13 protein-coding genes are annotated in these 21773 nt (G+C 48.9%); 9 read left to right on the plus strand and 4 right to left on the minus strand.

Going from position 1 to position 21773, the window contains the following annotated elements:
- The first annotated feature begins 1 nt into the window (after position 1).
- Positions 2-1153, plus strand: coding sequence for a coiled-coil domain-containing protein (locus tag ACFO3I_RS03125; RefSeq protein WP_377331672.1), 1152 nt, complete (start codon positions 2-4; stop codon positions 1151-1153).
- Positions 1154-1405: 252 nt separating this feature from the next.
- On the opposite strand, the gene ACFO3I_RS03130 is transcribed toward ACFO3I_RS03125, so the two are convergent.
- Entirely contained in the window at positions 1406-2278 is an 873-nt protein-coding gene (locus ACFO3I_RS03130; protein WP_377331674.1) for a BrxR family helix-turn-helix transcriptional regulator, read from the minus strand.
- A gap of 239 nt (positions 2279-2517) precedes the next feature.
- On the opposite strand from ACFO3I_RS03130, the gene ACFO3I_RS03135 reads away from it, so the two are divergent.
- From ACFO3I_RS03135 to ACFO3I_RS03170, 8 genes are all read left to right on the plus strand, one after another.
- Positions 2518-2649, plus strand: coding sequence for a hypothetical protein (locus ACFO3I_RS03135; protein ID WP_377331676.1), 132 nt, complete (start codon positions 2518-2520; stop codon positions 2647-2649).
- 31 nt (positions 2650-2680) lie between these two features.
- Positions 2681-4252: a hypothetical protein gene (locus ACFO3I_RS03140; protein ID WP_377331677.1), complete on the plus strand. Its 1572-nt coding sequence runs from the start codon at positions 2681-2683 to the stop codon at positions 4250-4252.
- A gap of 1015 nt (positions 4253-5267) precedes the next feature.
- Entirely contained in the window at positions 5268-8123 is a 2856-nt protein-coding gene (locus ACFO3I_RS03145; RefSeq protein ID WP_377331678.1) for a TonB-dependent receptor domain-containing protein, read from the plus strand.
- 121 nt (positions 8124-8244) lie between these two features.
- On the plus strand, positions 8245-9432 hold the full coding sequence (locus ACFO3I_RS03150; RefSeq protein WP_377331680.1) for a cyclically-permuted mutarotase family protein: 1188 nt from the start codon (positions 8245-8247) through the stop codon (positions 9430-9432).
- 280 nt (positions 9433-9712) lie between these two features.
- Entirely contained in the window at positions 9713-12421 is a 2709-nt protein-coding gene (locus ACFO3I_RS03155; RefSeq protein WP_377331682.1) for a TonB-dependent receptor domain-containing protein, read from the plus strand.
- Between the two features lie 73 nt (positions 12422-12494).
- On the plus strand, positions 12495-13634 hold the full coding sequence (gene nagA / locus ACFO3I_RS03160) for an N-acetylglucosamine-6-phosphate deacetylase (RefSeq protein WP_377331684.1): 1140 nt from the start codon (positions 12495-12497) through the stop codon (positions 13632-13634).
- On the plus strand, positions 13621-14541 hold the full coding sequence (locus tag ACFO3I_RS03165) for a dihydrodipicolinate synthase family protein (RefSeq protein WP_377331686.1): 921 nt from the start codon (positions 13621-13623) through the stop codon (positions 14539-14541). Before nagA ends, ACFO3I_RS03165 begins: the two co-directional genes overlap by 14 nt.
- A 219-nt stretch (positions 14542-14760) precedes the next feature.
- Positions 14761-17082: an exo-alpha-sialidase gene (locus tag ACFO3I_RS03170; RefSeq protein WP_377331687.1), complete on the plus strand. Its 2322-nt coding sequence runs from the start codon at positions 14761-14763 to the stop codon at positions 17080-17082.
- A 375-nt stretch (positions 17083-17457) separates the two neighbouring features.
- Here ACFO3I_RS03170 and ACFO3I_RS03175 read toward each other — a convergent pair whose 3' ends face one another.
- The 3 genes from ACFO3I_RS03175 to ACFO3I_RS03185 form a co-directional block, all read right to left on the minus strand.
- Complete coding sequence (locus tag ACFO3I_RS03175) at positions 17458-19308, minus strand: BamA/TamA family outer membrane protein (protein ID WP_377331689.1); 1851 nt, start codon at positions 19306-19308, stop codon at positions 17458-17460.
- Between the two features lie 65 nt (positions 19309-19373).
- Positions 19374-21029, minus strand: a complete 1656-nt coding sequence (locus ACFO3I_RS03180; protein ID WP_377331690.1) for a phosphoethanolamine transferase — start codon at positions 21027-21029, stop codon at positions 19374-19376.
- Positions 21022-21747, minus strand: a complete 726-nt coding sequence (locus ACFO3I_RS03185; RefSeq protein WP_377331692.1) for a phosphatase PAP2 family protein — start codon at positions 21745-21747, stop codon at positions 21022-21024. Before ACFO3I_RS03185 ends, ACFO3I_RS03180 begins: the two co-directional genes overlap by 8 nt.
- Positions 21748-21773 lie beyond the last annotated feature (26 nt).

A 21773-nucleotide genomic window follows, 5' to 3' on the forward strand; every position in this document is an offset into this window, starting at 1 on the left:
AATGAAAACGGAACTTGCTAAAGTCGTTAAAACTATGTCTCAGGTAAATATCCCGCAAGACCTTATTGATCAAGTAGATATGAAGGCTTTGTTAGAGGGTTTTAAAAAAGATTATGACGAACTGGATGGTTTAAAAACCGCGAGAGAAAAGCACGAAAAAAGAAATTTTGTGGGGCGTTGGTGGAACAAAGACGAGTTAGAAGATGCACAATTGTCAGCAGCAGAGCTTCAAGCTAGTTTTTCAAAAAAACTGGGGCAACTGATGGTTATCTCTGTTGCACAATCTCAACAGCTGAATATCCAACAAAATGAACTGTCTGAACAACAACATAAGATCAAAGAACAGACAGTAAAACTGGCCAAAAATGATAAAGAACTGCAAGAGCAGCAATTTAATCTTGAAGAGCAGAATAATAAACTTGAAAAATTAGTGAACGATTATTTTGAGTTAAAAGGATTGACTCAGGATGGTGCGCTGAAGCTTATAAGAATCGCCAATGATGTTAAAGAAACACGAGACTCATTAATCATGAGTTTTGAAGATCGCATGGTGGAAATTGATAAAATTAGACAATCTATTGAAGCTGAGTATGCAGATTTAGTCAGTCAACAAACTCAACAACTCCACACATTCAAAATTGAAGCCTCGAATCGTCTTGATGCTCATCAGCAGCAGATGCAACTTTCCTTACAACAAAGTATGCAACAAATTGCTCAGGTTGAAGAGCAATTACAACAGACCCTCGCCACGTTTGAACAAAGAGTTTCGGACTCCCTATCACTCACTATGCAAAATGTAAAACAGCAGCAGGTTGAGTATGATCAACGTTGGCAATTAGATAAAGATAAAGTTTTTGCAAGCTTAAGTCAGCATCAGCAAAACTGGTCTAGTGAAGTCGAGAACCAAAACCACAAATTATCTACTTTGACGACTGATCATGCTCAATTGCATCAACAACTTGGTGAGAATGCAAAACAACATTCGCAGGACGTTGAAGTTCTTAATCAGTTGATTGATAAGCTTAATAACGAATTTGAACGCAAAGAGTTGATCCTAATACGAAGAGTTAATGGTGTTGTTTGGTCGTTTAGTGGAGCTGTGATAATACTCGCTGCAGCTATGGGTTACTTGGCATATGCGGGCACTGTATAGCGACGCTTGGTTCTCGTGAATTGGTACCAAATCGTCGTTTTGTTGTTGCAGTAAAGCGGTTAAACGGGCTACCCGCTGTTCCGGGTTTGTCAGGTCGGTGTAGTCAATGCTATCAACGGTGCATTGCAGCTGCTGAGCAATAGTTGCCAAGCTGCGGATTTTTGAACCCTAGGGGCCACTTTCTTTACCGTGCGAGAAAATAACTTTCATGCTTTGAATACTCCTTTTTACCCGGCGCTATTGGCTATTCGCTTAAAACGCGTGCTTTTCTACTTCATCCAAGTTGTCGACCACAATCTGCTGCGCTTCTGGTTTGATGTCCAGTTTACTTAAATCAATATTCAGCAGTTGTATGGCATAAGGAATAAGCGCCGAGCGGGTGCTGATCACGTGTTTGCCGTCGGTCATGTCGTAGTCGTGTTCCACAATGCTGCGTTGGTAATCGGTGAGGCGGGGATCTGGTTTCAGCACAATATTCACCAGGGTATTCCAGCGCTCGTCTTGTTCTTTTAAGTTGTCGCTTGAGCCTTCCACTCCATGAATACTGCGAAAACGGCTCAGCACAAAATCGCGGTAGTCGCGGTTTTTCTCACAATAAGCGCGCACGTGCCAGCGCAGTGGCGTAAACACCAGCGTATGCGGGGTAATGATGCGGCTTTCCTCGTCGGGTGATTTTAATGAAACATAACCCATATCTATTTTTTGGCCGTCGCGGGCGGCTTGCACCAGTGCCCGTAAAATATCCGGGTTTACCTGCCGCATCGGCGGGTGCAGCATTTCGGTTTGGTCAAAGCCCAGGTCGAGGCTACTGAATGTGTGGGCAATTTCGCGTCGGCTGGCCATTGCATGCAGGTACTCATCAGCCAGGCCTTTGGTAAACACAGGTTTAAAGCTGGAAGAAGGTTTATAGCCTTTCAGTTTACGGTCCAGCACCAAATTGCCGGGCGCAATTTCTTTGTTGTAGCGATTGATGTCTTTTGACGCCTGTTGCCGCTGAATTTGAAAGCTATGGCATAAATGGTTTGAGGTAAGACGTCCTTCCCATAACGCGATAATTTCAATCAAGCGGTAGCGCATAATCACTTCCCAACTGTATGGCCATGCGCTGTTTGCAACCTCAGACATGCAATAAATCCTTTTAATATTCGCTGTTTAGAACAGCGAATTTATGCTGTTCCCGCTTTACGGTCAATCGCCAACATTCTCCACCTGTTTGAAAAGGCGACATGAATAAATTTACAGTGCATTTGTGGGACGTGCTGCTGTACGAAAACCATACATGAGTAAAAACCCAGTTCTGGCGCTGTTTTTTAGGCTTGGTAGCATGCTCGGCGAAGGAACACAGCTTGCGGGAAGCAGGCAGCATGGAAAGAAAATGCCAGGCCACACAAGGTGGTGTGGAAAGCCAAAATGAATTGCAGGGCTATGCCAGGATGGCAAAACACAAGGATGAACAATGGACTGGGGCATGGATGCCCAACTTCTTCACCGATTAACCAACAATGCAGCAGCTAGCCGGGGTGTCTTATGCAAACAAGTAACTTTATTTTTGTCGCTCAATACAACAAAGCCCTGGCGCAGATGCTCACCGACGCCGGGCGCTACCTTGCAGATGACAGCTGCTGTTTTTTATTAAAGATTCGGCTGGCGCTGGAATTATGGTGCCATGATTTTGCCGATTTGCACGGTATTGTGTTGCTGCTCGAAACCACTTTGTGTGAAAAACTGGAGCTGTTGAGCCAGCAAAAGGTTTTCCCCGAAGCTTTATTACAGCAGTTGATGCAACTGCGCCAACACACCAATCAGGCGGTGCACATTCAGCGAGATGCCAGGGGCCGTCATATCACCATGCAGCCGCTGGAGAGGGGACAGCAAATCAGTATTTTACAGTGCATGTTTGACCTTGCCTGCTATACCGCCCGTTTCCATAATGCGGAGTTTGCCGCCCCACTGTGGCAAGCCTATCCAAAGCTGAACCTGCGCACAGTGCTGGAGGCTGCAATGGCGCAAGATGGTGATGCTTGTGCTCAGATTGCCAGGCAGGTTTTAGCATTATCTTCAGCAAACCGCTTATTAAAGCCAGCTGCACGTAACGCCCAGAAACAAAGTGTGCAACCTCAACTTCAACACAATGATTTGGTGTACTGGTTAACCCGTGGTTTGCAGCTGGGCAGTAGCGATGCGTTAGAGTTCCTGACGGAATTGGCCTTTGCCAAAACACATGCTGATATTGATTTGCCGTTGTTATTAACCTGGCTAAAACGCTTTCAGCAATTACAACCTGGTGCCGCGCTGGATGAATTAACCGGCCGTGTTTTTGAGCGTCAGCAACAGTTAGAGAAAGCCCTGCAGCACTACGATAAAGCGGCTAAAGCCGGCCATCATGGGGCCATCAAAAGGTTATTGGATTATTGGGGGAACCGTTGCCACGACCAGCTCAATCATTATTTAACCATTGGCATTCAGTTTAACGAGCCGCATGCACTGTTAACCCGTATGGCGATTCTGGTAGCGAATATCAGCCTGGATGCTGAGCAACATCAACGTGAGCCGGAGCTGCTCAAACAACTGAAAACCTATTGGGTAAAAGCGCGTGGTATGGGCATTCCTGGCCTTGGTTATATTGAAGGAATGTGTAAGCAGCTTGGTATTTTGGGTTTTACTCAGAACACTCAAGGTGCTGCAGATTTAGTGTTGTTGCATTACCGCAAAGTGCCGGCCTACTGTAAGGCCGCAGTGAACACTTTTAATGTGTTGCTGGCGGCCGAACGTTTTGCAGAGCTTGTTCAGGTTGCACCATCTGCCTTAGCACAATTGGACGAGCAAAAAGATCGCCAGCATCTTGCAGAAATGGAGTTTGATATTGCGTTAGCGCTATTAAAGCTGCACAACCAGAAAACGCCGCTTGCGTTCAGCAAAACCCCAAAACAATTGCTGCAAAGCGCTGCCAGAAGAGGTTATGCCGCCGCACCGCTGATGCTGAGCACAGAGCAAAAGCAAACTTTCTCCGGCGGCAAACGCATGGCACCAAAAGCACAAGCAGTGCCTGGTTGGGTACAGAAGCTGGCATTAAGGGGCGGTGTAGCCGTTCGTCAGTAGCTGCTTAAACCAACAGAAGAGCTCGCAGAAGTAATTATGATGAGACGCGCTTTTTGACTTTTATCATTATCACTTGCAGATAAAAGGCAGAGGTCTAAACCGGACTGGTAGGCCGGATAACTTTTTGGGCTTAGGGCACATTCACGGCACAATGAAGGCACAATAAACAAAAAAACCACTTGAGTCGCCTCTAAGTGGTTGATTTATATGGCGCACCCATCAGGATTCGAACCTGAGACCTCTGCCTCCGGAGAACATTCCATTATGGGTCTCAGGTTCGAATAAGCAACCATATCAGGATTACATTTAACCATGATAATACCATATAAATAAAGGAATGCGCTATTGCTCTACTGTTCTTCAATCTCTGTGTCAACTTACACTTTACACCGACTGAGAACGTCGATTGCCGATAATTTCGGTCTCACTCCCGCTTTAAATTTGCACTTTGATTTTTTGTATTTTTGACACCTGCCCTCGCCTGACTTTTCAGGTTCACCAGGCTTGAGCTTGTCAATGCGTGTGTGCAAATCTGCCATTTGGATGAATGGCAGATTTTCATCAATGAACAACTTCATTCCTGTCACTCGCGGTTGAACAGGCTAACGGTCATCCAAATGGCTGATTTGTGCGCAAGCATTGAGAAGTGAAAGCCGGTGAACCCAAAAAGTCAGGTAGGTTGACCTCGTGATGTAGTCAGACTCACCAATGAAGGTTTATCTGAGGCATGACCAAAGCTGAACCCCAGTCGCCAATCATCTGCCAGCTATCCCTGTTACTCCTCAACAAAACAACAGATCCCGAAAAAACCACGAACAAATAACTTTGACTTTCCAAAAAAACAACACATATACTGGTATAACAGGTTAATAGTATAACTGCGTAAAATGCTAGTTATGTAGTACTTAAACTGTCATAACCATTTACTTACAGGAGAGCCCCAATGAAGGCCGTCGTACTACGCACAGGAAACAAGTCAACACACTTCAAAAAGTCACTTTTAGCAATCAGTCTGATGGCCATATCCGCTCAGGGCATGGCGCAGGCAGTTGACGCCAAAAAGTCAGAATCCAAAGAAATCGAAAAAATTCAGGTCACTGGCTCGCACATCATGCGCGGCGGTAGCGCAAACTTCACGTCGTCAGCGCCAATCACGGAAGTTGATGCAAGCTTAATTGAAGGTACCGGCTCTATTTCGGTCGAAGACACGTTAAATCGGGTCCCGTCGATCACTTCAGAACTGAGTGCTTCGAGTAACAACCTGCCATTCGGTGGCACCGCCAGTAACATCGGTGTCAGTACCACGTCATTACGCAACTTAGGCTCAGCCCGCACTTTGGTACTGGTAAATGGCCGGCGTTACGTGTCCGGGGTTTCAGCGAACTCGGGTTATGGCGTTGATTTAAACTCCATTCCAACTTCAATCATCGAGCGGGTTGATGTATTAACAGGCGGCCAGTCTGCTATCTATGGTTCTGACGCCGTGGCTGGTGTCATTAACATCATCACAAAAAAAGACTTTAATGGTGCCGAAATCAACGCTTTTGGCGCGGACTCCCAACAAGGTGGTGCTGCACGCCAAAACGTCGATTTTACCTACGGTAAGAATTTCGATGCAGGGAATGCCTGGGTCTCTGTCGGCGTAGCCAATCAAGACGGTCTTAATTCAGCGGACCGCGATTTCGCTAAGTACGAACTGAGCTTTATTGATACGAATAAAGACGGCATTGTGGAATCTATCGCCCGCCGCAACGGCCCTGCTCATGTCCCTGGTGCCGCCTTATCATTTGGCAACCTGTTTATTTTCGGTAACGGCCAGCCGTTTAATACTAATCAGCCGGTGATGGACAGCAATTTTGTCCCCAATGGTACCAGCGATTTTGATAATCAACACGCATCGCGGAAAATCGTTTCGCCTTACAAACGCTTCCATATCGCCAGTGGCTCTACTTTCGATATTTCAGACGACACCAGTGCTGAACTGGAAATCAACTTCTCACAAACCACCGCGACAGCGCAATTAGAACCCATCGCCTTGAGCGTACGGGATAACGTCTTTATGGTCGGTTCCGGCGGTACCAGCGGTATCGACATCGCAACAAGCCCATATTTTGTCGGTAGCAGCGCTGGCAAACAATTATTGAGTGTGATGGGCAGCAACACTTCATTTGACCGTATTGCGACATTCCGCCGCATGACTGAATTTGGACCACAAGTAGTATCACAGCGGCGGAATACCTTCCGTACCGCGGGCAGCATCAGCACTGAATTAGCCAATGACATGATGTGGACCAATAGTATCGTGTTTGGTATGACCTCCCAGACCATGAATAAAACCGGTGACGTCGCTTTAACCCAGTTGCGCGAAGCCATGAAAATTGAATCCGACGGAAAAGGCGGCTACCGCTGCGTGGATGCTACAGCACGTGCCCAGGGTTGTGTGCCGGTGAACCCGTTTAACACTGTGGATAGTTTGCTTGGTAAATCTGGCGTGACCGGATTTTCTCCGGCAGCAGTCAAATACATGGCCATTGATACCGGTCAATCAGGTGAGTTACGTCAGTTTGTCGGCAGCAGCGTGTTAGCTGGTAACCTGCCGATTGAACTGTCTGACGGTCCGGTCAGTTTCGCAGGTGGTTTGGAATGGCGCAAAGAAGAAGCCCGTGAGACTCCGGATAGCTTCCGGCAGTTAGGTATTTCACGCGACCTGGCGATCGCCGACATCGTCGGTAGCTTTGATGTCGTAGAGGCATTTACCGAATTTCAGGCTCCGGTCGCCGAGTGGCTGAATCTCAGTTTGGCGCTGCGGGCAGGTGAATACTCCACAGTGGGCAACACCTTTACCTACAGATTCGGCGCAGACGCTCCAGTGACCGATGACCTGAAACTTCGTGCCGCATACTCAAGCTCAGTAAGAGCACCGAATATCAACGATTTATTTTCTACCGGTGCCACATCAACAGCTCCGAGTAATGTTGACCCCTGTAATGGTGTGACGGCAGCCAGCACCGGCAACATTGCCACAAACTGTCGCTCTATCGCAGCAATCAATCAGCGGATCGCGTCTAAAGGTGCGTTTAACCTGGTGGCATCTGAAGCCAACAACACGCGCCTGTTGCAAACTGGCTCGCTTGCTCTGAAAGAAGAAACGGCCGATTCCATCACGTTGGGCGCAGTCTATTCATTGACTGATGACTGGTCAATGTCTGTCGACTACTACGGCATTGAGATCGAAGACGGCATTACCAGGGTAGGGCCTGATGTCTTTGTGAAACGCTGTTATGACGTTGCAGCTTCTGGTTTTGATGCCACCTGTGGCGGCAATTTGCTGCGGGATAGCAACGACGGCCCCATTTTGAATTTACGTTCAACTTTGATTAATGCCAGCAAAATTGAGACTGCCGGTGTCGATGTTGAAGTGTCTTACGTGAATGAGGGACTGCGACTGAATGTCATCGCCAACAGTCTGAGTAAATTCGACGTGACTGATGCCAATGGCGCTGTAGAGAAATTTGTCGGGCGTCCGCTCTACCCTGAGATGCGCCTGACCTTTAACGGTTCCTACGATGTCACCGACCAGCTGAATCTCTTCACTCAGCTGCGCTATCGCAATGAAACCAAGTCTTACCTAGGAACAACCAATCTGTCGGACGATTTAAACACGATGGATGCCGTGACTTACGTCGACTTACGTTTGAACTATAAGCTGGCAGCAGACTTCAACGTTTATATCGGTACCAACAACCTGTTTGATGTTGAACCTGATATCAATGCTCGTCCTGACAGTTTTAGCACAGGCACCAACACTGAAGCCCGCGCTTATGACGTCATCGGGCGTCAATATTTCGCTGGTTTGAAATATCAGTTCTGATGCAACCACTGCCAAGCCGGTGCAGTCCCTGGAAATAGTGCTGGCTTTTCAACTAAGACTTAGCGGAGGTTAGGTCTTAGTTGTTTTTTATTGATGTTTGGGCAGCTGCCATGAGGTGTGTATGAAACTTTTACTGCTTTGCGTCAGTGCGACGTTCTGCGCTCTTTATGGTTGCCAGCCCCATGTTCCTCATCCAACAAATCAAGAGGCACAGATGCCTGTTAACCACAATTCTACCAAGCAAATTGGCTGGAGCGTCTATGGCAAACTACCTGCCCCACAAGGCACGCCAGCATCCCTCGGCGTCTCAGCCGCCTTTACTGGCATAATTGGCAACTATTTGCTGGTTGCCGGCGGGGCGAATTTTCCTGCTGGTCATCCATTTTTTGACCAGGCTACCAAAGCCTATTACAGCGATATGTGGCTTTTCGACACCGCAGCCTCAACATTGCAAACGATGCAGCACCTGCAATTACCCTACCCGGTTGCACATGGTGCATTGGTCCAGACCGAGCACAGCGTTCTGCTAGTCGGCGGGCAGAATGCTCAGGGGGCATTATCCAGCATCCTCGAGGTCAGTCTTGTTGCTGGCGAGCCGACAATCAAACTTTGGGGACAACTCCCCTTTAGCTGGCATTCTGGTGCTGCGACATGGTACCAGGGGGAACTCTTTTTATTTGGCGGGGAGCGCAATGGCCAACCAACCGCCGGCGTCTGCCGTTTCGACTTAGAAACGTCCCAGTGTCAGGAATTAGAACCCATTCCGGGTCCTGCACGAGTGCAGTTTCCGGCAGAGCAGCTCTCTGATACGTTTTATCTGTTTGGGGGAATCGACCCAAAAGGCTCAGAAAATAACTTCACCCGAACGGATGCCTGGGCCTTTGATATGAAAACCCGGACATGGTCACAACTACCTGATGTTACCTTTGAGCACCAAGCATTTTCAGTGTCAGGGGGGGCAGCAACAGTTCTTAACGATCACCAGATACTCCTGCTCGGCGGAGTCAACCTGGAACTATTCAACAACACGCTGACTCAGTTTTCCCAACTGCAAGGTGAAGAGCTCGCAGCCTGTAAAACTCGCTATTTCAACCTCACAACGGAAGAAATCAATTTTAGCCGGCGGCAGTTAGTCTTTAACAGTCGCACCAACCAATGGAACGCCCTGCCAGATCTGGTGCCGTTTACCGGCGGAGCCGGGCCACTCACTCTTGCCAGAACAGAGCAACATATTTATTGGATCGGTGGCGAAACCAAGCCGGGCGTACGATCTCCGATGGTTTACCGGGGTGTTATAGCCCAGCCATAGCACCGCTTTTCCGCAACAAATCAATTTTCTGTAGAAAAAAACGTCAACAACGATTGAAAGCTGGATGATTGGATGTATACTGGTATAACAGGTACGCCACATAACACTATAATAATTGCCAGAAGTGAGGTTTAACATGTTGAACAATCAGCAAAATCAGTTTGCATCACTCCATCATGTATTCAAGCGATCACTCATTACCGTCGGAGTCCTCGTAGCTTCTGCTTCTGTTTCAGCCGAAACAAAACCTGCAGAAGAAGCAAAAATCGAGAAAATTGCTGTGACAGGCTCACACATTCCCAAAGGTAACTTTGACTCCCCTTCACCAATCAAAGTGATGGACTCGGAAGACATTCAAGGTGTTGGTGCAGTCAATATCGGTGACTTTCTCGGCAAAATCCCTGCCGTGGTTGGTGACAGTACGTCGTCCAGCTCCAATATCAGTGAACAGAGCTCCGGTTTAAATACTATAGCCCTGCGTAATCTGGGGTCATCGCGCACGCTAGTGCTGGTGGACGGTATTCGGTATGTCTCCGGGATGTCGGTCGGTGCCGGCTATGGCGTGGACTTAAATACCATTCCAACCAGCCTGATTGACCGGGTAGAAATTCTGACCGGCGGGCAATCGGCGGCTTACGGATCAGATGCTGTTGCCGGTGTTATTAACATTATCCTGAAAAAGGATTTTGAAGGCGTACTATTTAAAGCCAGAGCTGGCCAAAGTGCGGCGGCCGATCGTAAAACCCACGATCTGGAGTTAACTTTTGGCAATAACTTTAAGGGTGGCAATAGCTGGTTCTCCATCGGCTACTCCGACGACGAAGGCCTGATGGCAACAGATCGTGACTATTCACGAGTGCACAAAGACGCTGTCGATACCAATAAAGATGGTTTATTGGATACCCCACAATTTGTTGGCTCATCACATATCTTTGGCGCACGTGTCGGTAAATACAAAGGCGATGGTACGCTTTACACCCCCACCAATGACGTCAATACATCAGACGCCTTTAACTTCCACGACTACCGTTCGATGCTGACGCCGTTAAACAGAATGTTTGCTGCAGCTGGCCTTAGCATGGATTTAAACGAAGATTCACGGGTCCGCTTTAGTGCGAACTATGCGCGGGTCGACTCCAGAGCACGTTTTGAACCCATTCCACTGGATACCCGCAACGACATCTTTTTACTTTCACGTGGTGGTAGTACTGGTATCTCTATTGCCAATCATCCCTGGTTTGCCGGCACCAAATTAGGTAATGCCTTGCTGGCTGACGGCATCACCAAGCTGGATAATGTCAGTGTGACCTTCCGCCGCTTATATGAATTCGGCGACCGCGGCGCCGAAAACACCCGCAGTACCTTCCGGGTTGCAGCTGACTACGAATATGACCTCAGCGACTCTATGACGCTGAACCTGACTTCCACGTATGGCGTCACCGATCAGAATCAGGTCAACCACGGGGATATTAATTTGGCCCGCGCACGTCAGGCACTTGATGTGCAATCAAATGGCAGCGGCGGGTTCCAATGTGCAGATCCATTAGCCCGAATCAGTGGTTGTGTGCCATTTAACCCGTTTAAGATTGACGGGATCTCCGCAGAAGCTGTGAAGTACCTAGCCGCAACCACAGGCCTGACTGGCTCTGTCGAGCAATTCGATATCAACGCCATAGTGGCTGGCGACCTCGATTTTGCCATCAGCAGCGACGTGAGTAATCTGGCGTTCGCGACCGGCTTAGAATACCGGGAAGAAAAAGGCAAAGAGACGCCAGACCCACTGCGCGAAGCCGGCATTGTCCGCGGCAATAAAATCACCAGAACTGAAGGACAATTTGACGTCGTTGATGTATTTGGTGAGTTGCACGTACCGTTACTGGAACAACTGAATCTTGATTTGGCAGTCCGCTTCGGTGACTACTCTTCTGTCGGAAAAACCAGCAACTGGACTATTGGTGTTGACGCCCCACTGAGCAGTTCATGGCGTTTACGCGGTGCAGTAGCAACAGCCGTACGGGCACCGAATGTCAGTGACCTGTATGCGGGCGGAACGGCTACATCAGCGTTCGTTACAGATCCATGTAACGGGATCAATGCAACAAGCACTGGCAACATTGCGCAAAACTGCCGGTCTATTGCCGCTATTGCTCAGCGGATCCAGACTGACGGCGCCTTCACTTTAACGCAGGTCGAAAGACAGAATACGCAGGGGCTGTTAAGCGGTTCTACCAATGTGAAGGAAGAACAGGCAGATACTTTAACTGCCGGGTTGGTCTTTACTCCCGAAACCATTGATAACCTGCAGGTCTCACTCGACTACTACGATATCAAAATCGATGACGCGATTGATAAAACCGACCGGACTGTCATTCTCAATCGCTGTTATTCAGTGACACAGTCAGCCTTTGATCCTAATTGTGGTGGGCTAGTTCGCAGAGACGGCCGCACCGGCGCCGCGCTAGATGTGAATGCCGCTTCCGGCAATGAGAACATCATTGAAACCCAGGGGATCGACTTTGAATCGAGCTACGAAACTGTGCTCGGCCAAGGCGAACTTTATCTGGCTGCTGCAGCGAACTTCCTGCAAAAGTATGAGATCACCGGCATCGCCAGTGGCGACGTGCAGCAACTGGACGGCGAAGTCTTATTCCCGAAAGTCCGTTTTAATATCAGCGCATCCTACACCCTGGCAGACTGGAATCTGTATTGGCAGTTACGCTATTGGGATAGCACAAAAGATCGTAACAACAACAAGATCATGACGGAAGCACTGAACAACGTTCCGTCGCGGACCTACAACGATCTGCGCTTAAGTTACCAGCTGTCACCGCAAATGAATGCGCACTTTGGTGTCAACAATCTCTTCGACGTGATGCCACCGATGCTGACTGCAAACCACAAGTATCAGCAAGCCGGCACCCTGACTAACGGGACTGCGTTTGATCTCACTGGCCGGGCATTTTATGCCGGCGTTCATGTCACATTCTAAGCCCTGGACAGCGTTGGCAGTTTTTTACTGCCAACGCTGAAATACTATGAAACTGACACTTATTGCCGACCAGTTGTTTGATGGTGAACAACTTCATCAGCAGAGACCACTCAGTATCGAAGACGGTTATATCCGTGCTTTGGATACTGTCAGCGGAGCCACTGAGGTTCGACTCAAAGGTTTGCTTGCGCCTGGGTTTATTGATTGTCAGGTGAATGGTGGCGGTGGACTGTTATTTAATCAGGCACCGACCGTAACAACGCTGCAGCACATGGTACAAACCCATGCCCGTTATGGCACCACCAGCATGTTACCGACCATCATCAGCAGTCATTACGAGGTTGCTTTGCAAGGGGCGACTGCGATAAGCCAAGCCCTCAGCTCTGGCATGCCCGGCATCATCGGCATCCATTTTGAAGGCCCGCATTTGAATGATGTGAAGCGGGGCATTCACAATCTTTCGGTACTCAGGCCTGCGGCAGATCACGAACTGGCGCTGTACCGCCGAAAAGATCTTGGCACTGTGCTTATCACTGTGGCTCCAGAAAATTTTACGGCTGAACAAATATCAGTATTAGTGAAACAACAAGTGCTGGTCAGCCTCGGACATTCCAACGCCACAGCAGCACAAACTCAGGCAGCGTTAGACGCTGGCGCAACCAGCTTTACCCATCTTTTTAATGCAATGTCCCCACTGACTTCGCGAGAACCGGGCATGGTCGGCATTGCACTAACAGATCCAAAAAGCTGGTGCGGGCTCATCGCTGACGGGCATCACGTACATCCGCAATGTGCACAGCTGGCGCTGAAACTCAAACCCCGCGGCAAAATGCTGCTGGTGACTGATGCCATGTGGACACCAGATGCACCGCAACAAGAGTTTCGGTTCGAAGATCACGCAATCTCCCTGCACAACAAGAGACTGCAAAGCAGTACAGGGCAACTGGCTGGGGCGGCCATCAGTATGCTGGACGCCATTAATTACACCATCAGCACATTAAAGGTTGAGACACTTGAAGCACTACGGATGGCCAGTCTTTATCCCGCACAATTTCTCGACAGGTCTGCTGAAATTGGTCAACTCAAGCCTGGTTGCCGCGCTGATTTAGTCCAGCTGACATCGTCGACGGACGGGACCTTAACTTTACACAATACCTGGCTTCGCGGCCGTTCCCTTTTCCCCACTCAAGAGACATCGTATGAACAAAATTAATGGCCTCATTTGCGCCCCGTTTACCGCCTTTCAGAAAAATGGTGAGCTGAATTTAGACGTGATCCCACGGTATGCACAAACATTGGCAAACAATGGAATTGAAGGGGTATTTATCAACGGCTCTTCCGGCGAAGGACAAATGCTGACTGAAGAAGAACGGATGATCGCGGCGCAAGCCTGGTGCAAGGCGGCACCAGCAGGCTTTAAAGTAATAGTCCATGTTGGCGGAAACAGCGTTAAAGCCAGCAAGCAGTTAGCTGCCCATGCTGCTGAAGTTGGTGCTTATGCGACCAGCGTGATGGGCCCAACGTTTCCCAAAATTAACCGCATTCAAGAACTTGCTGACTATTGTGCCGAAATAGCAGCTGGAGCACCTGAGCTGCCGTTTTACTATTACCATATCCCAGCCTTTACCGGTATTCATCTGTCGATGCTTGAATTACTCAAGGCCGTCGATGGCCGCATCCCCAATTTCGCCGGGATTAAATATACCTTCGAAAGTTTGTTTGAATATTCATTGTGCCATCGTTACCAAGGCGGCAAATTTGACATCCTGCATGGCCAGGATGAAACCCTGTTAGCGTCACTGGCAATGGGCGGGGCTCAGGGTTGTATTGGTGGCACTTTCAATTACGCGGCCGGTTTATACGTGCAAATCCGCGACGCTTACAGCAAAGGCGACATGGTGTTAGCGCAAAAACTGCAACAGAAGTCGTGGGACCTGATTGAGGTGATCTGTCGTTACCGCGGCAATATCGTAGCTGGCAAACAAATCATGCGTCTGCTGGGCTTAGATTTGGGCCCAAACCGCACGCCGTTTCAAAATATGACTGAAGCGGAGTTTGAAAAAATGAGTCAGGAACTGAGCGCAATACAATTCTCTGAATTCGCCATCAAGCTGGCTTAAGTAACGCTCCTATAAGCGAAGATCTGTCTCAGGTCTTCGCCATCCTCTATAGCTCCATACATTTCATCACCTAGTTCATTTGCTCCATCTTCAGCAAAAAAATCCGCCACTTTAGTTGAACAAATTTTGCGCAAAAGCTATTGTCTTGCATACCTGTTATACCATTACACCTAAAGCAAATTCGAACAGGTCATTCAATATTCAACAGAGGAAAAAATCATGCGTAATGTCTTCACGGCAATAGTTGTGCTTTGCTCAACATTGTCTTTTGCAAGTCAGGCTAGTTTGCAAAGTTATGATGCAGGAAATCTCAATCCAAATCCGGCCGCACAAGGGTGGACTGCAGATCGTTCGCTCAGCGGGACGGGATCTATCGATACCTCAACCGGTGAGCCACTTTACCTGGTTGATGGAACCAGAGGCCGCAGTGAATGGCGCATTGTGCCAAACGCAGCAGTGCATAGCGCTGCCAGTAGCTTTGGTTGGCACTACATGGCCGAAATGCGGCTATTGGAAGGCGGTTACTTTACCAATTACTACGCCAATGGCGCGAAAAGATATCTCCCGATAGTCTCATTAAGTAACGGCAGATTAGAAGTCACCTTGGTAGGGCATGCGCAAACCACACCCTTTGTGATTGCGACCGGAGCGGATGCCACTGCTTTTCACCGATATGAGATCGTCACCCTGCCAAACAGCAACGGCATGGCTAGTTTTTATGTTGATGGCCAATTGATAGCCAAAGACTGGCCAGGTGCAAGTACAACCCAAAACTTTGTGACCTGGGGAAACGGCTCTTCCGGTGTCAGTGGCAAAGCTTTGTATCGGGACGTGCGATTTGAAGTGCATGGCGATGCAGTTTTTGCTTCACCAGACCGGATACCGTCGGTGATATCCACGAAAGATAACAGCGGTGTTGTGGCGATCTTTGCCGAGCAGCGCATCGGCGGCGGTGACCCGGGAAGTGCCAGTAACACCAACAATATCATTACCAGAGTCTCCACAGATTTTGGTCTGACCTGGAGTGCATCAAGCAATATCTCTGCTCCAGCAAACACCAATAACGGTTTTGACTTCTCTGATCCCCGCCCGGTGCTTGATGAGATCAATCAAAGGCTTATTGTCACTTATGCCAAATGGCCAACCAATGCCGCTCAAAACGGTGACGTCATCAAACCCTGGCTGGACAATGCATTGTTGTTCAATGAGTTCGATTTAGTCAGCAAAACGTGGTCTCTGCCAACACAATTACCAACGACCAGCGTTAAAGAACAAGGACTGCAAATTGTCGGATTAGCCGGTTCACACATCTTCAGCCGGGCCAGCAATCTCATTCCCACAGACAGCTGGCAACTGACTGCAAATCTGCGTATTGCCGGAGGTGGTGCGAATATCGTCTCTGCGTCAAATGGCAGCAAACTGTTTCAGGCAACATTTGCCAGAACAGCTACAGATAATTTGGTTGTTCAGTTGAATGGTTTGGCGAATACATATTCATTAAAAACTGCAAATGACAGACCCTTTGCATTTTTTGATATCGAAATTGCCTTTAACCCAGCGTCACAAGCTGCAACGCTGAAAGTCGATGGCCTCACTATCGCGACCTGGAATGGCCAAAGCGCGACCAGCGGCTTGGTCAGTTTTGGCAACAATGACGCGGCTATTGACGGCAGGATGCATATTGCAAACATCGAGCTGGTAAAAAACAGTTCTCTGGCATTTAAATTCGATGCTGCCGCATTAACCGGATTAAATCCGGCCACCAATCAGACCACGCCGGAATCTCAGGGCTGGACCAAAACATCACAAGGTAGTGGTTTTACACAGTATGGTGATTCAAGTATCAATCCAGGGCCCGGACATGGTATCGCACTCAACAGGCAAACATTCAGCCAGGGTGAGCACAATGGTCGTTTGATTTACCCTGCGATCCAGCTCGATAAAAGCTTTCTGAATGTTGTTTCCATTTACAGTGATGATAATGGCCAGCAGTGGCAATACGGAGACGAGTTGCCGCTGCCGTATCAGTGGTCTGGCACAACATTGAAGACATTAGAGCCGAGTGAAGCCGATATCGTTGAGTTATTAGATGGCCGGTTGCTGATGACCGTACGGCTGGACTTTAACCAAATCGTCAACGGCGTCAACTATGGACCGCGTTATCAATTTGTCAGCCAGAATGGTGGTGAAACCTGGAGTATGTTGACTGGAAACGGAGCCAACGCCTTTCCAAATATCAGTACCGGTACCGTAGATGCGTCTATTACCCGCATCGAACAAACCAATGGCACGAGTTATCTGGCATTTACCAACCCTATCGGTGATTTAACCACACATGCCGGGCGCACCAATCTGGGTTTATGGCTCAGCTTTGACGAAGGACAGACCTGGAAAGGTCCACTTCAGTTAGTCAGCGGTGGCTCTGCCTACTCTGACATCATTCAGATTAATGATTCTCAGGCACTGGTCATTTTTGAAGACAACACAAGTCAAATCCGCACCATGCGCTTGCCTATCCATCTGTTACGCCAACTTCTCTGATTCATAAAGGCCCTGGTAATATTGACCCTGGGGCCTTTCATCCCGTCTTTATTATTGCTGAGGACACATTAACAATGCTTTCGTTCGGACCAAGCCAACATAACCACTACCGCGCCCCCCGTTAGCACCGCGCCCCATTCCACAGCTACCTGCGCTGAGTTTGTTGGGGTTTTGGGATGGTAGCTCTGAGCGAAAAGCAGTTTTTCAGTACAGGCACTCAAGAAAAAACGAACCTCTGCTTTGCGTTATTTACAGACATTCGTTTTTTTGTGCGACATACAATATCGTCAGTGAAGCAGGAGGATTCTATCGAGACATGCTCAATCATGAATTATTCTGACCTGCCAATATGATGCTGCTGCGGGACTTGTGCCGTCAGAAACGCTGCTCCACTTTTAGTTGCAGCTCGTAAGAGTTGATATCGTTGCCTGCACCAATAGGTTTGGCCAAATCCAGGTGAATAACGTTGTCATTGGCAGAGCGGGCAGAATAAAAGCGAGCCCCGATGCCAACTGCGCCTAACCAGGATTGCTGGGTATTTGGCGATATCAGGTCAAACCGCTGTTGTACCATGGTGGTATCAATCAGACTCAGTTGATCCATCACTTTGCCTCCCGAAATCTTGCCCGCATCGGCGAACGCCACAAAGCCGACATCCAGCAATTGATACAGGGTTATCTGCGGGTACCAACGAAGTTCAGCGGTGGCAATTGTCCTGTGAAGACCATGCTGATACTGCACCGGATAGCCCCGGATCCCGCCGTCAGTGCGAACGCCGTCTTCACTACCAAGGGCCAGTGGGTCGTCTAGATAGTTCTGTTTGCGTTGGTCATATCTCAGATGACTATAGATTGCCCAACGTTGTGCCAAACGATATACATCCTCGATTTCCAAACGAAGTTCAGTCTGGTCACCACTGTCTGCGCCGGTTTGCACTGCTAGCCGGCTGCTCAGCAGCGTGAGATGCTTCTGATCGCCAAATCCTTTACTGGCCTGCCACTCAAAGTGATACCCAAGTTGTTCCTCCGGTGCCAGGTTGGAGGTTTGTACACCCAAACGAACCTGATGACGCCAACCCAGATGAATATCCTCCGTGTGATTAATCAGGAAGACATCTGACAGCGTTTTGTATTTGTGCTCCATGTATTCAAAGCCAACCCATGGATATTGATAGATCCGGTCTTGCGGTAATGCCACACTCTGCTGCAAAGGGTCTTCGATAAAACGATGATTATCTTCGGTATAGCCAAGCAATAAACGCCAGCTGGTCTGATCGCTGAATGACAGCAGTCGGCCATACGTCAACTCAGTTTGTTTTTGCTCAGTGCGAAACTGATTTTCCAGGACATTATTATGAAAAATCTGCTCAAGCCGGTCGTCACGCATCCAGCCTAAACGCCACATCAGCTCGGTATCGTCCTTATAAAACGGATGTTCAACCTTCAATGCCTGCTTTGAACCATCATCGTTATCGACCCATTCGAGCCAGGCATAACTGTGCTCCAGGCCGTTGATTTCAAACAATGACAACGGAATTTCATTTCTGAACTCATAGCCGGTTCGCAGGTAATTGGACTGATACTTTAAGCTGGTTCTGACGCCAAGGCCCAACAGGTTTTCTTCTTTAAAACCGAAAGAATATTTATTGCTGCCGCCACTTCGACCAAACCCCAGAGTTGGCAACAAGCTCCAGGTGTCCCAGGTCTCTACCTGCACATTGCGGCTGCCATCGGCATTACATTCAGGCAGAACCTTGATGCGGCTGTCACGCAGGTAACTTTTATGTCTTAATAATCGCTCTGCTTCGAGCAGATCTGTTGCGCTTATTTTCTCGCCGGTCGAAAACGGCAACTCCCGCTCCAGTGCCCAAGGTTTTGAATTAATGTGGATCCAGTTGGCAAAGCGGTGCAGCCAAAAAGTCTCGGGGTCGCTCTCATCAAAAATCGGGTTAACCCGAAAGTTAATTTGTCCGACCTGCAGAGTCGAAGGCCAGTCGGGGCGAGCAGCGGTTGCTTCATCTGATAGCTCTGATGGAACTGACATCCCACACAAATCTGCCAGTGTCACTTCTTGTTGGTGTCTAGCTGGTTGGGCATTGCTCTCAACAACATCTGTCGCGCCTGCAGCCTCAGGGGTTTCAGCACTGAATACAGTACCGGGCAGACCGAGCAGCAGGCACATCAGCATGACCTGCTTTGTTTGATATTTGCTATGACGTTTATCCATGATGAACTGCCCGATTGTCATATCCCACCGCCGTTGATTGAGTGCTGCCATGCTATCTGTCCTTGCTAATCGCTGATCTTGCAGCCGCTGAACATATCAAGCGATGGCTGGTAAAGACTGGTTTGGACCAAAAAAACACCAAGCAGGCTGTGAAACAGATGATCATGGCTGAGCGATTTGTCACGGGATTGCGCCAAACAATCGGCATTCAATTTGCTGATGGCCTGATAACCACTGCTCATCCACCAGACTAACGGTATGTGAGTTTGTTCTTCAGGTGCCATAAAGTAAGGCAACCCGTGCAAATACACGCCGTTTTCACCGAGTGACTCGCCGTGATCCGACATATAGAGCATGGCAGCATTGTAATCTTCCTGCTGCTGCAACTGAGCGATAATAGTCGCCAGTAACCGGTCGGTAGCCACGATACTATTGTCGTAGGCATTGATGATTTCAGCACGGTCGCAGAGCTGAAGCTGTTTGTCCTCGCATTCCGGCACAAAAACTTTATCTGCGCCGGCGCTGCGTTTGAAGTACTCGGGGCCATGACTGCCCAATTGATGGATCACAATAATGCGATCCCCATCGGTCTTCGTCTTCAGTGCACGCGCCAGCGCATCTAATAGGACATCATCAAGGCATTGGCCGTCTTTACAGCGGGGGTCAGGCTGTTGAAACAAGAACTCTGATGGGATCCGGTCGCAGGCACCTTTACAGCCTGAATTATTGTCGAACCAACTTGCCGCAACGCCGGTCGCTTGCAGGATATCCAAAACATTACTGCTGGTTTTTGCCGTCGCTTCGACGTAGTTGTCGTGGGTCATCACGGAAAACATACAGGGGACAGAGTGTGCGGTAGCGGTCCCGCATGAACTCACCTTGGTAAAACTCAGCACCGGGAGTTTACTGAGCAAAGGGTTGGTAGGCCTTGGATAACCATTGAGTTGGAAATGATCGGCTCGGGCTGTTTCTCCCACGACCAGTACCAATAGCTTTGGTCGGCCAGTTGGCTGCTGACGCATCGCATCGCTGGCCAGCACATGAAATTCCTGCGGCACTTGTGCTTTGACAGATTTCGCAGCCAGAGAGACACCGGCAATAACCGGGCTGACCGGCAACGCCAGATGTTTTACCGCTCTGAAATTTCGAAAAAAAGAAGCAAGCTCCGCATATTGAGTTGCGCTTACTGCAGTCAGTGTGACGGTAAACAGCAGGCCAGCAACCAACAAATGCTGCCAATACATCCTGCGCGCTAATCGTTGCACACGCACTACACTTACCAGCAATGTCGGAAACAACATCCACTGCAGCAAATGCAACACCAGGCCGCCGCTGAGCAACCCACGGGCCTCTGCCGGGTCGGTTTCAATCGCGTTTTGCAGCATATCTTTATCGATAAGCACGCCAAAAGCCTGATTAAAGTAGAGGCTCAGACTACCGGCAAAAAATAACAACAACACCACCGGCTTGAGCATCCGACCGTGTGCAATCAATAGCAGCAACATCAGATTGAGCAGAAACACCAGAAACATCAGGGTGAATTGCAAACCGGCCTGACCCGGAATATTTGTTTGTAATGCACTAAAAAATGGGCCGTTGAGCATCAGAGTCATGCTTGCAGCAGCAACCAGCAATAGCAAGAACGGATGCCAGCTCTGTGCCGGGCGCTGGCTATCCGCGACGACCAGGCTGGAATAATAGCGGCTAAAGTATTTAAACATAATGCTGTTCCTGAGATGTTTCAGATGCTTGAGTCATGCGATTTGGATAGATCAGATAGACCAGACTACTGACCACCCAGCAGAGCCAGAGCGTGGTCAGATCGTGCGAGAAAAAATGCGCGCCGCGTAGCTGCTGCGTAACGCCCAGTAATAAGCCGAGCAGTAAACCGGTAGTCAGGCCGATGCGGGCCTTTTTTGCGTTCACTGGTAAAAAGTAAAAGTACAAGGCAACCCAAGCGTAACCGACACTGGCGTGTCCGGCTGGGAAACACTGGGTTGGATGCATATCGGCGGGCCTTTGCGCAAATACGCCAATAAATGGTAAGTCGCCACCAAATTGTTGCAGGTCCCACGGGCATTCGGCCGGCAGCAGACGCTTTAACAGAGCAACGACCGAAAAGCTCAGCAGTAAACTGACCACCAGTTTGGTCAGTGCGATGGTGCGTTCTGAGTGGGTCTTACCGGACAATTGCTGGTAAAGCCAAAAACCCAGCAAATTAGCGAGGATGATGTTGTTAAGCAGACGGCTGCCGCTATGCAGCACTTCACTGAACAGCCAATGGTTTGTTAAGCGCCATTGGCCGCCTTCGAGTTCAAAAATGGCAGAAGCCAGCACAAAATCGAGCTGAGCACTATAAAAGATGCCAAAACCAACAGCAAACAATCCGGTTGGGATGATCACAAGGTTTAACAGGTTGCGGATTTGTTGTTGCTGCATGTCCTGACATTATTTTCTGTTCAGAT

The sequence above is a fragment of the Rheinheimera marina genome, from assembly GCF_042654345.1.
GTDB classification, from domain to species: domain Bacteria; phylum Pseudomonadota; class Gammaproteobacteria; order Enterobacterales; family Alteromonadaceae; genus Pararheinheimera; species Pararheinheimera marina.